The 13,425-nt window shown below is 62.9% G+C and carries 15 protein-coding genes and 1 tRNA gene; 3 read left to right on the forward strand and 13 right to left on the reverse strand.

Features of this window, described 5'->3' with window-relative positions; genetic code table 11:
• Positions 1-62: 62 nt before the first annotated feature.
• A tRNA-Pro gene (locus P7F60_RS12425) sits at positions 63-139 on the reverse strand.
• 149 nt (positions 140-288) lie between these two features.
• On the opposite strand from P7F60_RS12425, the gene P7F60_RS12430 reads away from it, so the two are divergent.
• Together P7F60_RS12430 and P7F60_RS12435 are read left to right on the forward strand one after the other, a co-directional pair.
• The gene (locus tag P7F60_RS12430; protein ID WP_277918036.1) at positions 289-477 is read left to right on the forward strand and encodes a hypothetical protein; all 189 of its coding nucleotides are present in this window, start codon (positions 289-291) and stop codon (positions 475-477) included.
• Positions 478-678: 201 nt separating this feature from the next.
• On the forward strand, positions 679-1,317 hold the full coding sequence (locus P7F60_RS12435; RefSeq protein WP_277918037.1) for an outer membrane protein: 639 nt from the start codon (positions 679-681) through the stop codon (positions 1,315-1,317).
• Between the two features lie 317 nt (positions 1,318-1,634).
• On the opposite strand, the gene P7F60_RS12440 is transcribed toward P7F60_RS12435, so the two are convergent.
• The 6 genes from P7F60_RS12440 to P7F60_RS12465 form a co-directional block, all read right to left on the reverse strand.
• Positions 1,635-2,174, reverse strand: coding sequence for a MerR family transcriptional regulator (locus P7F60_RS12440; RefSeq protein WP_277918038.1), 540 nt, complete (start codon positions 2,172-2,174; stop codon positions 1,635-1,637).
• A gap of 187 nt (positions 2,175-2,361) precedes the next feature.
• Positions 2,362-2,706, reverse strand: a complete 345-nt coding sequence (locus tag P7F60_RS12445; RefSeq protein WP_277918039.1) for an integration host factor subunit alpha — start codon at positions 2,704-2,706, stop codon at positions 2,362-2,364.
• 103 nt (positions 2,707-2,809) lie between these two features.
• Positions 2,810-3,781 (reverse strand): beta-ketoacyl-ACP synthase III, encoded by a 972-nt coding sequence (locus P7F60_RS12450; RefSeq protein ID WP_277918040.1) that lies wholly within the window; start codon positions 3,779-3,781, stop codon positions 2,810-2,812.
• A gap of 18 nt (positions 3,782-3,799) precedes the next feature.
• A complete protein-coding gene (gene plsX / locus P7F60_RS12455) occupies positions 3,800-4,846 on the reverse strand; it encodes a phosphate acyltransferase PlsX (protein WP_277918041.1) in 1,047 nt (348 codons plus the stop codon).
• A gap of 133 nt (positions 4,847-4,979) precedes the next feature.
• On the reverse strand, positions 4,980-5,534 hold the full coding sequence (locus P7F60_RS12460; RefSeq protein WP_277918042.1) for a YceD family protein: 555 nt from the start codon (positions 5,532-5,534) through the stop codon (positions 4,980-4,982).
• A gap of 1 nt (position 5,535) precedes the next feature.
• Complete coding sequence (locus P7F60_RS12465) at positions 5,536-6,084, reverse strand: ubiquinol-cytochrome C chaperone family protein (RefSeq protein ID WP_277918043.1); 549 nt, start codon at positions 6,082-6,084, stop codon at positions 5,536-5,538.
• A gap of 218 nt (positions 6,085-6,302) precedes the next feature.
• On the opposite strand from P7F60_RS12465, the gene P7F60_RS12470 reads away from it, so the two are divergent.
• Complete coding sequence (locus P7F60_RS12470) at positions 6,303-6,818, forward strand: outer membrane protein assembly factor BamE (protein WP_277918044.1); 516 nt, start codon at positions 6,303-6,305, stop codon at positions 6,816-6,818.
• A 67-nt stretch (positions 6,819-6,885) separates the two neighbouring features.
• On the opposite strand, the gene P7F60_RS12475 is transcribed toward P7F60_RS12470, so the two are convergent.
• The 6 genes from P7F60_RS12475 to ribD form a co-directional block, all read right to left on the reverse strand.
• Complete coding sequence (locus P7F60_RS12475) at positions 6,886-9,021, reverse strand: sodium-translocating pyrophosphatase (protein ID WP_277918045.1); 2,136 nt, start codon at positions 9,019-9,021, stop codon at positions 6,886-6,888.
• A 203-nt stretch (positions 9,022-9,224) separates the two neighbouring features.
• Positions 9,225-10,460 carry an MFS transporter gene (locus P7F60_RS12480; protein WP_277918046.1) on the reverse strand — a complete coding sequence of 412 codons (1,236 nt, stop codon included), beginning with the start codon at positions 10,458-10,460 and terminating at the stop codon, positions 9,225-9,227.
• Between the two features lie 189 nt (positions 10,461-10,649).
• Complete coding sequence (gene nusB, locus P7F60_RS12485) at positions 10,650-11,135, reverse strand: transcription antitermination factor NusB (RefSeq protein ID WP_277918047.1); 486 nt, start codon at positions 11,133-11,135, stop codon at positions 10,650-10,652.
• 4 nt (positions 11,136-11,139) lie between these two features.
• A complete protein-coding gene (gene ribH, locus P7F60_RS12490) occupies positions 11,140-11,589 on the reverse strand; it encodes a 6,7-dimethyl-8-ribityllumazine synthase (RefSeq protein WP_277918048.1) in 450 nt (149 codons plus the stop codon).
• A gap of 130 nt (positions 11,590-11,719) precedes the next feature.
• Positions 11,720-12,337 (reverse strand): riboflavin synthase, encoded by a 618-nt coding sequence (locus tag P7F60_RS12495; RefSeq protein WP_277918049.1) that lies wholly within the window; start codon positions 12,335-12,337, stop codon positions 11,720-11,722.
• Entirely contained in the window at positions 12,338-13,423 is a 1,086-nt protein-coding gene (gene ribD / locus P7F60_RS12500) for a bifunctional diaminohydroxyphosphoribosylaminopyrimidine deaminase/5-amino-6-(5-phosphoribosylamino)uracil reductase RibD (protein WP_277918050.1), read from the reverse strand. It abuts the gene before it with no gap.
• Positions 13,424-13,425 lie beyond the last annotated feature (2 nt).

Raw genomic sequence — 13,425 nt, forward strand, 5'->3', positions numbered from 1 at the left:
CGCCGGAACCTTGGGCAGCGATTGCTTCATCTGGAAACTGATGGGGAAATCAAGGATTTAAATGGTCGGGGTGGCCGGATTTGAACCGACGACCCCTTGACCCCCAGTCAAGTGCGCTACCGGGCTGCGCTACACCCCGACCCGCCGTAAAGGCTTGGGTTGTTTATGGCTTTCGGCCTGAAAGCGCAAGGGCCAAATTGCCCCTGCAGAGAAAAATACACGAGACTTGGATTTCGCAGGGAACAAATCCCCATTTCGCCAGTTGAGGCGTGCAGGGAGGAAGTGACCATGTCGTTCAATATCGATCCCAGTGCCTTCGAACAGGAAACCCTGCGGCAGATCTGGCCGATTCGAGACTTCTGCATGCAATACAATCTCGACCTCGACAATGAGCGGCGCCTGCGCACGCTGTTCGGGGAGTATGCGACCGCCGTCGAACTGCTGATGAATGTCGAACGCCGGCCGCGGTTCCGGTAAGAACTGCCTTCAGCCGCCTGAGCCCGCCCTGCGGCCGCCTTTTTGATCGGCGGCCGCGTTCATTTCCCGAAAATGTCGCGGCATTGCCGCATTCACTCGCCGAGCGGGGAACTTTTTGGCCACATTCGCCGTTTAGGTTTCGCATGTCGCTGGCATTGGGGCCTCTCGAAAGAGGCCTGCTCATCCTGGAGGGACAAATCCATGAAGCAAATCGCCGCCATACTGGGCCTGCTGGCCTTTTCGTCCCCGGCTTTCGCCGCAGATGCCGTCATCGAGCAGCCGCCGGAGCCGGTTGCCGAAACGCCTGTTATCGCTCCCTTTACCTGGAGTGGCCCTTACGTCGGTCTTCAGGGTGGCGCCGGCTGGCTGAAGGCGGATTTCGACACCATCGGTTTCTCCGATTCGCAAAGTTTCAACGGCGGTATTCTCGGCGGTTTCGTCGGGTATAACTACCAGATGGACAATAACATCGTCCTCGGTGTCGAAGGCGATCTGAACTACAACTGGAACAAAGAGGATCTGATTGGCGGCGTTACCGCCGGCACGGAACTCAGCGGCTCGGTTCGCGGTCGCATCGGCTATGCCATGGACAACCTGCTGTTCTACGGTACCGCTGGCTGGACGGTGGCACGCGGCTATGTCGATGTGCCGGGCGTCGGCAAGGACAAGTCGACCTTCGACGGCTACACCGTTGGCGCGGGTGTCGAATATGCCTTCCAGAACAATGTTTTCGGCCGCGCCGAATATCGCTTCAACAATTATGGCAGCGAAAATATTTCCGGTTTCGATGTCGATGCACGCCAGCATCAGGTGATGTTCGGCATCGGCGTCAAATTCTGATTACACAAGAAACGCTTCGAAAGGGCTGGCAGCGATTGCCGGCCCTCCTTCATGTCCGCATCCCGGGAACATAAGCGCGCGGGCGTGGTTGGGAGGGTAATACTCCATTATTCGAGGAGCGTCGCATGCCCGACCCAATCATCCCAATCCCCGGCTCCGGTCCCGGCACAACCGGCCCCGTCGCTCCCCAACCGCCGCTCGGTCAACCGCCACCTCCGGACAAGCCGCCGCCGAAAGGCAAGCCTGGCGATGCCCCCAAGCCGCTGACGCCCCTGTTGTAAAACCCGGACTGTGACGGGATTTCACCGGCGGCCTGATCAGCGCACCTGATCCAGGAGGCGCTTGCATTCCAGGAGATCGTAGAGCGCTTCCTGCAGCAAGGCCCGGTCTTCCTTACCGATCGCGCCCTTGCCGACCGAGATTTCCGGCGTATCGTCGTCGCCACCGACAAAACTGAAGAAACGGCGGCTGATCGGCGGCTTGGCGCGGCCGACGATCTGATCGTCTTCCGGAGATGCGACGCGCGGCTCCTGATGCGCCGTATTGTCATCACCCGCGGCGGCCAGGGCCTCCACCGTTGCGAGATCGCCCTGGGCAATGGCGGCGACGAATTTGTTGCCGTTGGTCTTCAGGAGTTTCTGCACGCCCTTGATCGTATAACCGTGATCGTAGAGCAGATGGCGGATGCCCTTGAGGAGATCGACATCTTCCGGCCGATAATAACGCCGGCCGCCGCCGCGCTTCATCGGCTTGATCTGGGGAAAACGGGTTTCCCAGAAACGCAGGACATGCTGTGGCAAATCCAGATCGTCAGCGACTTCGCTGATCGTACGAAAAGCGTCCGGGCTCTTGTCCAACGTTCACAAACCCCCGGCATTCCGGCAGGGAATGCCCATTCCTCTGTCCTGCAGTCCCAAGCGAACTGCCCTCACGTCATCGTTCATGGCTATACACCACGCTCGACCAATCGTCCACATTTCAACGATTTACACGCGAAAATTCAAGCAGTTTACGCCGCTTGTCCTCAGAAATATCGTAAGGCGCTCAGGAGGCCGGGTTCTGCACCGGCGGCTTCTGCTTGGCCTTGCGGGCATTGTGCGCCTTGAGAACGCGCTGTTTCAGCACGTTGGAAGCCTTGAAGGTCATCACCCGGCGCGGCGAGATCGGCACTTCCTCGCCGGTCTTCGGGTTGCGGCCGATACGTTCGTTCTTGTCACGCACCTGGAAGGTGGCGAAGGAGGACAACTTGACCGTTTCGCCGCGCACGATGGCGTTGCAGATCTCGTCGATGACCGTCTCGACCAGTTCCGCCGATTCCGTCCGCGAGAGCCCGACCTTCCGGAAAACCGATTCCGCCAAATCCGCGCGCGTCACTGTTTTCCCGGCCATTGCTCTCCGCCCATTCTTGTGATGATCGTGAAATCGGGCTGAGAGTATTTCCCTTGTCGGAAACGGTCAAGCTCTTGTTTCGCGCCACATATTGGCGATTGCTTTACCAGCGCAGCAGAACGGCGCCCCAAGTGAAGCCGCCGCCCATCGCTTCGAGCATCACGAGGTCGCCCTTCTTGATGCGGCCATCGCCGGCCGCTACCGCCAGCGCCAACGGAATGGAGGCGGCCGAGGTGTTGCCGTGCTGGTCGACGGTCATCACCACCTTGTCCATCGGGATCGAAAGCTTCTTGGCGGAGCCCTCGATGATGCGACGGTTGGCCTGGTGCGGCACCAGCCAGTCGAGTTGCTCGGCGGTGGTTCCGGTCGCCGCGAAGGCGGCGTCGATGACGTCGGTGATCATGCCGACGGCATGCTTGAAGACCTCGCGGCCCTCCATGCGCAACTGGCCGACCGTGCCCGTCGTAGAAGGCCCGCCGTCGACATAGAGCTTGTCCTTGTGCGAACCGTCCGAGCGCAGGCTGGCGGTCAGCACGCCGCGATCGTCGGTCGTGCCCTCACCTTCCGCCGCTTCGAGAATCAGCGCGCCGGCGCCATCGCCGAACAGCACGCAGGTGGTGCGGTCCGTCCAGTCGAGGATGCGCGAAAAGGTTTCCGCGCCGATCACCAGTACACGCTTCGCCAGCCCGCCGCGAATATAGACGTCGGCGGTAGCAACCGCATAGACGAAGCCGGTACAGACCGCCTGTACGTCGAAGGCGAAGCCATGGGTCATGCCCAGGCGATTCTGGATGTTCACGGCGGTCGCCGGGAAGGTGTTGTCCGGCGTCGAAGTGGCCACGATAATGAGGTCGATGTCGGCCGGCGTCAGGCCGGCATTGTCGAGAGCTGCGCGCGCCGCCGCTTCGCCGAGCGAGGCGGTGGTTTCGCCTTCGCCGGCGATGTAGCGCTGTTTGATGCCGGTGCGCTGGACGATCCACTCGTCCGACGTATCGACCGTCTCCTCCAGCTCGCGATTGGTCACTACCCGTTTCGGCAGCGCTGCCCCGAAACCACGAACCACTGAACGGATCATTCTCGTGCTACTCCGCGCTCATGCCGCTTCCGGCCCGGCGGGCGGAACACGCTTTGCATGATATTTCCTGAGGTCTTCCTGAATCTTGTCGTTCAGCCCGTTGCGCACCATGTCGTAGCCGACGGCGATGGCGGCGGCGAAGCCTTCCGCATCCGCGCCGCCATGGCTCTTGATGACGATGCCATTGAGGCCGAGAAATACGCCGCCATTGACCTTGCGTGGATCGAGCTTCTCGCGCAACACGTTGAAGGCGCTGCGAGCCAGCAGATAACCGAGGCGCGACAGCCAGGTGCGGCGCAGCGCTGAGCGCAGCAGCTCGGTGATCTGGCGGGCGGTGCCCTCGGCCGCCTTCAGCGCGATATTGCCGGTAAAGCCTTCGGTGACGACGACATCGACGGTGCCCTTGCCGATATCGTCGCCTTCGACGAAGCCCGCATAGTCGATGGTGCCGAGATTGGCCTCGCGCAACATGCGCGCCGCCTCTTTCACCTCTTCCAGGCCCTTCACCTCCTCGACGCCGACATTGAGCAGGCCGACGGTCGGGCGCTCGATCTCGAACAGGGCGCGCGCCATGGCGCCGCCCATCAACGCGTAATCGAGAAGCTGCTGCGAATCCGCGCCGATATTGGCGCCGATATCCAGCACCACGCTTTCACCCTTGAGAGTCGGCCAGATGCCGGCGATGGCAGGTCGTTCGATATTGGCCATGGTGCGCAGGCAGAATTTCGCCATCGCCATCAGCGCGCCGGTATTGCCGGCGGAGACCGCGACATCCGCCTCCCCGCTCTTCACCGCTTCGATCGCCTGCCACATGGACGAGACATAACGGCCGCGGCGCAATGCCTGGCTCGGCTTTTCGTCCATGCCGACAGCAACTTCGCTGGCGTGAAACCGCGAGCGATCGCGCAGCTTGGGATATTGGGCCAGAAGAGGCAGGCAATCCGCCTCGATTCCGTAGAGCAGAAAGGTGATATCAGGATGCCGCTCCAGCGCCTTGGCTGCGCCGGGGATGACGACTTCCGGACCGAAATCGCCACCCATGACATCAAGGGAAATTCTGACCACGCGTTCCTGATTCCTTTTTCTTTCCACCCGGGCGGGCGAATTTTCGGCCAAAATAACGGTTTTGACGCTGCTTACAACTCTATTGTGACGAAAGACCAGTGCCTGGAGAGCGTCGTGCTGTCGTTGGAACGCCTTATTCGTCTTTCTTCCAGTCTTTCAACACGGCGAAAGGATTGGGTTTCTTGTCGTTCTTGCCGTCATCCTCGATATGATCGCCGAAAACAATGCCTTCCTTGCGCGGATAGGGGTCGATGGCAAGAGCGACCGCTTCCGCCACGACAACGCCGGCATCGATCGTGTCGCCGACGAACGGTTCGGGCATGTCTTCACCATCCGGATCCAGCAGAAGTTCGCTGCTTTCCTCGCTGATGCGGCGGGCAAGTCGCGAATTTTCGGGCACGAAAATCTGGTCGATGGCCTCGTCGATCTCGGCCGGCACCGGCTCCAGCGTCACCACGCAGGCTTGTGCGATTCGCGCCTGCACGCTGCCCTTGATGCGCACGCCATCCTTCTTCCACTTGGCAATCTGCAGCTCGGCCTTCAGGCTGTCGACGGAGAGGATGTTCCACAGGCGAGCGAGCCCCGCCCGCTCCTGCGCATTCGCCTCCAGCCGCACGGAGACCGGATTGGCGGAGATATGGCCGACCTTCACCAGATAGGAAAAGGGGGTATCGTTGATCTGGTTCATCTCAGCTCTCCTCTTCGGCAGGCGATGGCACTTGCAGCGAGCCGACGGCGATGTCGGCCTCGTCGACGACCGCCAGCGCCGCCTCGGCGGCAAAGGCCCAATCGGCAAGCCGCCGCATCGGTTGCGCCATTTCGCCGTCCTGCGGATGAATGTTGCGCGCCAATGCCGCAGCCAGCGCCTCGCGGTCGCCCGTGTCCAGTGCCTTGGCATAGGATTCGAGGCGGCCGTAGAACATGCCGGCCAGCTTCTTCATGCGCTTGGGCACGCCGGTGTCGCCGACCCCGAGTTCGCGGATCGAGTAGTCGATATCCAGAAAAAAGGCATCGACGATCTCCTGGGCGATCTCCTGGCCGCTGGTCGCGGAGGCCCGGGTGCGCCGGAAATACAGGATAAAGACCAGCGACAGCATCTCGAAACGGCCCATCACCGTGTCGGGCACGCCCATATCGGTGTAGAAAGCCGGCGCGCGGCCCGCCGCCGTCAGGATCGCATACTGCCGATCGACGATCGAACGATTGTTGTTTCTTTTTCGAAAAAGCCCGAAAATCATCAAATTTCCCAGAATTGATCGGCTCGACCGCCGGGATCAATGCTGCCGCTTGTTGCATGATTGCAAAAGCTGGTTTACCGAAGCAGTCGCGAATTGCAATGCCGTTGTTACCGGCATCGCAAAGCCTTGCCTCGGCTGCTCCGTCCTTGGAATGGCCATAATGGTTGTGCAGCAGGTCCGAGGCAGATCGGGCATAGCGAGGGGATACGGTTAGGAACATGGCGTCGTACAAGCGGTCTTTGAAATCGAACGCGAAATTTGTAAAAAGCGCCGCTGTCGCCGTTGCGCTCCTTAGCGCCGGCGTGACCGGCTGCGCCTCCACCACCGAAGTCATGAACAACGGCTATGTCGTCGACGAACAGTCGCTGGCGCTGGCGCCCGTCGGGGCCAGCCGCGAGCAGGTGCTGCTGTCGCTCGGCTCACCCTCGACCATCGGCACCTTCGATGGCGAAGTTTTCTACTACATCTCGCAGAAGCGCGTGCGCCAGGCCGCCTTCCTGAAGCCGCAGCTGGTCGACCAGAGCGTCCTCGCCATCTATTTCGACAAGGACGGCGTCGTCTCGCAGCGCGCCAACTATACGCTCAAGGACGGCAAGGTGTTCGACAACATCTCGCGCACCACGCCGACCGGCGGCAAGGATCTCACCTTCCTGCAGCAGTTGCTCTCCGGCGGCAGCAACGCGGCCAGCATGGCCAAGAGCATTCTCGGCGGGCCGACGCAGCAGGGCCAGTAAGCCTTTTCCATTCCCAGCAAAACCCCGCCGGATCGCTCCGGCGGGGCTTTTGCTTGAAGGCCTGGCTTCAGGCCAGAACGGCCAGAAGCAGCAGCGCGACGATGTTGGTGATCTTGATCGCCGGGTTGACGGCGGGGCCGGCCGTGTCCTTATAGGGATCGCCGACCGTGTCGCCGGTGACGGAGGCCTTGTGGGCTTCCGAACCCTTGACATGGCGCACGCCATCCTTGTCGACAAAACCGTCCTCGAAGCTCTTCTTCGCGTTATCCCAGGCGCCGCCGCCGGATGTCATGGAGATCGCCACGAACAACCCGTTGATGATGACGCCGAGCAGCGAGGCGCCGAGCGCGGCAAAGGCCGAGGCCTTGGAGCCGGAGAGCAACAGCACGCCGAAATAGACCACGATGGGCGCAAGCACCGGCAGCAGCGAGGGAATGATCATCTCGCGAATCGCCGCCTTGGTCAGCAGGTCGACGGCGCGGCCGTAATCCGGCCGTTCCGTGCCCTGCATGATGCCCGGCTTCTCGCGAAACTGGCGACGCACCTCTTCGACGATGGCGCCCGCCGCACGGCCCACGGCCGTCATGGCGATGCCGCCGAAAAGATAGGGTACCAGACCGCCGAACAGCAGGCCGGCGACGACGTAAGGGTTAGACAGGTCGAAGGAGATGGTGCCGACATCGGCGAAATATGGATATTTGTCGCCGTTCGAGGCGAAATATTGCAGGTCGTTGGCATAGGCCGCGAACAGCACGAGCGCACCGAGGCCGGCCGAACCGATGGCATACCCCTTGGTGACGGCCTTGGTGGTGTTGCCGACGGCATCGAGCGCATCTGTGGAGCGACGCACTTCCGGCGGCAGATGCGACATTTCGGCGATGCCGCCGGCATTGTCGGTGACCGGGCCGAAAGCGTCGAGCGCCACGATCATGCCGGCAAGGCCAAGCATGGCGGTGACGGCGATGCCGGTGCCGAACAGGCCACCCAACTGGTAGGTGGCGATGATGCCGCCGACGATGACGAGAGCCGGCAGCGCCGTCGATTCCAGCGATACGGCCAGGCCCTGGATGACATTGGTGCCGTGGCCGGTGACCGAGGCCTGGGCGATGGAATTGACCGGCCGCTTGTTGGTGCCGGTGTAATATTCGGTGATGACGACGATCAGCGCCGTGACCACGAGGCCGACAAGGCCGCAGACGAACAGGTTGGTGCCGGTGATGTCACGGCCGGCGACGATGCCGAGCGAGCCCCAGCCGACGGTCAGCGACGTGGCGACGCCGAGCCCGAGGATCGACAGGACGCCGGTGACGATCAGCCCCTTGTACAGCGCGCCCATGATCGAGCCGTTGATACCGAGCTTGACGAAGAAGGTGCCGACGATGGAGGTGATGATGCAGGCGCCGCAAATCGCCAGCGGGTAGATCATCGCCGATTGCAGGATCGGGGCGCCGGCGAAGAAGATCGCGGCGAGAACCATGGTCGCGACCACGGAAACGGCATAGGTTTCGAACAGGTCGGCCGCCATGCCGGCGCAATCGCCGACATTGTCGCCGACGTTATCGGCGATGGTGGCGGGGTTGCGCGGATCGTCTTCGGGAATGCCGGCTTCCACCTTGCCGACGAGATCGCCGCCGACATCGGCGCCCTTGGTGAAGATGCCGCCGCCGAGACGGGCGAAGATCGAGATCAGCGACGCGCCGAAGCCGAGCGCCACCAGCGCGTCGATCACCTCGCGCGAGCCGCTTTCATGGCCGAGCGGGCCGGTGAGAACATAGAAATAGATCGAGACGCCGAGAAGGGCGAGACCCGCGACCAGCATGCCGGTGATCGCGCCGGACTTGAAGGCGATATCGAGGCCGGCCGACAGGCTATGTGACGAGGCCTGTGCCGTGCGGACGTTGGCGCGCACCGAGACATGCATGCCGATGAAACCGGCCGCCCCGGACAGAACCGCACCGATCAGAAAACCGATGGCCGCCTCGCCCGACAACAGGTACCAGGTGGCGATGAAAACCAAAATACCGACAATCGCAATCGTTTTATACTGGCGCGTGAGATAGGCCTGGGCCCCTTCCCGGATATAGCCGGCAATCTCCTGCATCCGTGCATTGCCCTGGTCAGCGGCAAGAACAGACTGTGTCGCCCAAATAGCGTAGATTACCGAGAGCAATCCGCACGCGATAACGCCAAACAAAATGGTCATTCCGCTTAGTCCTCTCCTAAAGGCCGGGCGATCTTCTCCCGGCGTCACCCACAGGCAGACATGCCGGCTCCTCTCCGGCGGGACTCCCGTGTGCGGCGAGATTGCGTGCAGGAACTTGCGGCGTCAAGCCCCGACCATTCAAGCGCTATGCGCCCTGCGAATGCCGATATGCCTTATTTAAAAATGACATAGTCAGTCGCGTCTTACGCGCCGGCCTTGGCCTTGGAACGCCAAAGGAGAAGCACGAGAAAGAGGCAAAGGCCCGTGATCGGCCAGATGATCAGGTTCATCGCTTCCCAGCCGAACGCGTTGAAGACCTTGCCGGAGGCGAAGGAGGCAAGCGCCACCGATCCGAACAGCACGATATCGTGGAACCCCTGGACACGATCGGCCTCTTCCGGCGCATAGCTCGACGCGACGATGGAGGTGGCGCCGATGAAGCCGAAATTCCAGCCGATGCCGAGCAGGATGAGCGCACCCCAGAAATTCCACAGAGCGATGCCGGCATGGGCCACGACCGCGCAAGCCATGAGAATGACCAGGCCGATGGCGACGATTCGCTCGGTGCCGAAGCGGCTGATCAGCATGCCGGTGAAGAAGCTCGGCGCGAACATCGCCAGCACATGCCACTGAATGCCGAGTGTTGCCAGATCAGAGGAGAAGCCGCAGCCGATGACCATGGCGAGCGGCGCGCCGGTCATCATGAATGTCATCAGCGCATAGGTGGAAATGCCGCAAACCATGCCGGTCAGGAAACGCTGGGTCAGGATGATTTCGCGCAATGGCCGGCGCGATGCGACGGCATGCTTGCGACTTTCCACTTCCGGCAGGTCGAGCAGGGAAAAGACGGCGAGCGCCACCAGGCAGATGGGCACCAGCGCCACGAAAGAGCCGGCAAACAGCACAGGCGACAGCAATTCCCGCGTCCAGATGGCGAGTTGCGATCCCAACACCGCCGAGACGATGCCGCCGGCGAGAATCCAGGAAATGGCGCGCGGCTTGAAGAAGGAGGGCGAGGAATCCGCCGCCGCAAAACGAATTTTCTGCGAAAAGCCGGAGGAGACGCCGATGACCAACAGGGCGGCGCCGAACATCCAGAAATCCTGCCGGAACAGCGCAATCGCCGCCAGCGCGCTGCCGATGGCGGCTAGCGCCGCCCCCAGCATGAAGCTGGCGCGACGCCCGATCCGTTGGGAGAGAAAGGCGATCAGCATGGCGCCGCAGGCGACGCCGATGTTGAAGCCGGTCAGCGGCGCGGTGGCCAACGACTTGTCGGCGCCGAGCAACTGGTAGCCGACGAGCCCGCCGACGGCAAAGCTGAGCGGCGGGGCGGCGCCGAGAATCGCCTGCGCCACGGTGAGAATGAGAACATTCCGCTTGGCGATGCGCAGCTGCGCGTCGAGACCGGTACTGCCCATGGCTTCGGCTTTGTTCAGCATCGGCAGTCTCGCTCCCTCGTCTATCGCTTATGCACGGCCGTTTTGCCCCTCATCCGGCCTGCCGGCCATCTCGCCGCAGACGGGGCGAGGATATATGCCGCACCGGTCTTCTCACACAACGTGGCTCGTTGGGGCAAGTCCCCTCTCCCCGTCTTGCGGCAAGAGGATCAGGGCGCGGGAGGAATTGCCTTATTTGCGCGTATCGCCGCGCACCTGGCGGGCGATGCGGTCGAGCACGGCGTTCACCAGCTTCGGCTCGTCCTCGGAGAAGAAAGCGTGGGCGATTTCGACATATTCGGTGACGATGACGGCGACCGGCACGTCCTTTCGCTCGCGCAATTCGAAGACGCCGGCACGCAGGATGGCGCGCACAGTACTGTCGATGCGCGACAGCGCCCAGTCGTCCTGCAGCGCCGTGGCGATCAGCGGATCGAGGTTCTTCTGGTCACGGACAACGCCCGAGACGATAGAGCGGAACCAGCCGGCATCCGCCTTGAGATAGGTATCGCCATCGACTTCCTGACCGAGACGATGCGCCTCGTATTCGGCGACGACTTCGAGAACGCCGGCGCCGCCGACATCCATCTGATAGAGCGCCTGCACGGCGGCAAGACGCGCCGCGCCGCGTTGGTTGGCCTGCTTGACGACCGGCTTGTCGTTTTCCTGATTGCTCATGGCCTCAACCACCCAGACGCTGCTTGATCTCGATCATGCGTAGGGCCGCGCGGGCGGCGAAACCGCCCTTGTCCTTGTCGGAGCGGCGGGCGCGCGCCCAGCCCTGCGCCTCGTTCTCCACGGTCATGATGCCGTTGCCGATGGCCAGCGACTCGCTGACGGCCAGATCCATCAGGGCGCGGCTCGACTCGTTGGAAACGATATCGAAGTGGTAGGTTTCGCCACGGATGACCATGCCGAGCACGACATAGCCGTCATATTCCGTGCCGCCATTGTCGGCGCCGTCGAGCGCCATGGCGATGGTCGGCGGGATTTCGAGCGCGCCCGGAACCGTGACGATGTCATAGGTGGCGCCGGCGTCTTCGAGGGCCGTCTTGGCGCCATCGAGCAGAGCATCGGCCATGTCGTCGTAAAAGCGGGCCTCGACGATGAGAAGGTGGGGCTTCGAGCTCATGTGAGATTATCCAATGATGTAACGGCGCAAATGCGCAAGGATCCAAGCGCCGGAGAAAACACGGCGCTTGGCGCTTTGCAAGCTTTTTCAGGCCAAACGACCCATTTCGACGCTTCGCTGGCCTCGTGGCTCAAGGCTGGGTCGCCGGAAACTGGGCGAGGCGCGCCGCGTAACGCGCCATGGTGTCGACTTCGAAATTGACGAAATCGCCGGCCTTGCGCTCTCCCCAGGTCGTCACCTCCAGCGTGTGGCGGATCAGCAATACGTCGAATTCGACGTCTTCCACCGCATTGACGGTCAGCGACGTGCCGTCGAGTGCGATCGAGCCCTTGGGCGCCACGAATTTCGCCAGATGCTCCGGCGCGCGCAGGCGGAACCGGGTCGCGTCGCCCTCCGCCGTCACCGAGAGGATCTCGGCCTTGCCGTCGACATGGCCGGAGACGATATGGCCGCCGAGTTCGTCGCCGATCTTCAGCGAGCGTTCCAGGTTGATGCGGGTGCCCGGCAGCCAGTTCGCGATGGTCGTCAGGCGCAGCGCTTCTTCCCAGGCCTCGACCTCGAACCAGCGGGCGTTGTCGCCTTCCGCCGGCAGGCCTGTAACGGTGAGGCAGACGCCGGAATGGGCAATCGAGGCGCCCATGTCGATGCCGGCGGGATCATACGCCGTCGCGACCTTGAGCCTGATGCCCTGCCTCAGCGGCGTGACGGCCTCGACCGTGCCGATATCGGTGACAATGCCGGTGAACATTCATGAAGCCCTTTCATAATCGTCGCAGCGATCGCTGCCGAAGGCATAGGAGCGGATCAGGGTGAAGCCGGCTGGCATATCGTTTGCCACGACAGGCGATTCAACCCCGCCGGCGCCGATTTCGACTGCGCCGCGAAACAGGAGGATGCGATCGACCAGCCCGGCCTCCAGGAAGGCGCGGGCGACGCGTGCGCCGCCCTCGACCATCAGCGAAGAAATGCCGCGCGTCGCCAGCCCGAACAGCAGGCTTTCGACATCGGTGGTTTCCAGCACCTCGACGCCCTCGGCCTCCAGCGCGGCGCGGCGACCGCCGCCGTTTTCGCCGACGGCAGGGGCGGCAACGGCGATGACCGGCACATGGCCCGCCGAGCGCGCCATCTTGCCCCCGGCCGGCAGCTCAAGCCTGGCATCGACGACGATGCGCACCGGCGACCGGGCTTCGAGGCCCGGCAGGCGGCAGGTCAGTTCGGGATCGTCGGCCAGCGCCGTGCCGATGCCGACCAGAATCGCATCCGTCTCGGCGCGCAGCGCATGCACCTGCGCCCGGGACACCGGGCCCGTGATCGCCACCTGCCCCGAGCCGGCGCGGCCGATCATTCCATCGGCGGAAACGGCAAGCTTCAGAGTCACATAGGGCCGCTTGTTCGTCTGGCGCATCAGGTAGGCGGCCAAGGCATGGCGGCATTCGGCCTCCAGCACGCCGGTCTCGACCGCAATGCCCGCCTCTTCAAGCATGGCGATGCCGCGCCCGCAGACACGGTGATCGGGATCGGCAACGCCGATCACCACGCGGGCGACGCCGGCCGCAATCAGCGCATCGGCGCAGGGCGGCGTCCTGCCGTGATGGGAACAGGGTTCGAGCGTGACATAGACGGTCGCGCCATGCGTCTTGTCGCCGGCCATGGCCAGCGCCTGCGGCTCGGCATGGGGACGTCCGCCGGGCGCGGTCACGCCCGAGCCGACGATGGCGCCATCCTTGACCACAAGGCAGCCGACGGAAGGGTTGGTGGCCGTATTCCCGGCATTCCAGCGCGACAGACGCACCGCTGCCGCCATGAAGCGGCGGTCCTGACCTGCACCATCCATGA

Source organism: Rhizobium sp. YJ-22 (assembly GCF_029601685.1).
Lineage (GTDB): Bacteria > Pseudomonadota > Alphaproteobacteria > Rhizobiales > Rhizobiaceae > Metarhizobium.

Coding starts and splice junctions, on each gene's coding strand:
- P7F60_RS12445 (WP_277918039.1), bottom strand. CDS start 2,706: ATGGCCGGGAAAACAGTGACGCGCGCGGATTTGGCGGAATCGGTTTTC.
- P7F60_RS12450 (WP_277918040.1), bottom strand. CDS start 3,781: ATGATCCGTTCAGTGGTTCGTGGTTTCGGGGCAGCGCTGCCGAAACGG.
- P7F60_RS12430 (WP_277918036.1), top strand. CDS start 289: ATGTCGTTCAATATCGATCCCAGTGCCTTCGAACAGGAAACCCTGCGG.
- P7F60_RS12465 (WP_277918043.1), bottom strand. CDS start 6,084: ATGATTTTCGGGCTTTTTCGAAAAAGAAACAACAATCGTTCGATCGTC.
- P7F60_RS12460 (WP_277918042.1), bottom strand. CDS start 5,534: ATGAACCAGATCAACGATACCCCCTTTTCCTATCTGGTGAAGGTCGGC.
- P7F60_RS12480 (WP_277918046.1), bottom strand. CDS start 10,460: ATGCTGAACAAAGCCGAAGCCATGGGCAGTACCGGTCTCGACGCGCAG.
- P7F60_RS12475 (WP_277918045.1), bottom strand. CDS start 9,021: ATGACCATTTTGTTTGGCGTTATCGCGTGCGGATTGCTCTCGGTAATC.
- ribD (WP_277918050.1), bottom strand. CDS start 13,423: ATGGATGGTGCAGGTCAGGACCGCCGCTTCATGGCGGCAGCGGTGCGT.
- P7F60_RS12435 (WP_277918037.1), top strand. CDS start 679: ATGAAGCAAATCGCCGCCATACTGGGCCTGCTGGCCTTTTCGTCCCCG.
- P7F60_RS12470 (WP_277918044.1), top strand. CDS start 6,303: ATGGCGTCGTACAAGCGGTCTTTGAAATCGAACGCGAAATTTGTAAAA.
- P7F60_RS12495 (WP_277918049.1), bottom strand. CDS start 12,337: ATGTTCACCGGCATTGTCACCGATATCGGCACGGTCGAGGCCGTCACG.
- ribH (WP_277918048.1), bottom strand. CDS start 11,589: ATGAGCTCGAAGCCCCACCTTCTCATCGTCGAGGCCCGCTTTTACGAC.
- nusB (WP_277918047.1), bottom strand. CDS start 11,135: ATGAGCAATCAGGAAAACGACAAGCCGGTCGTCAAGCAGGCCAACCAA.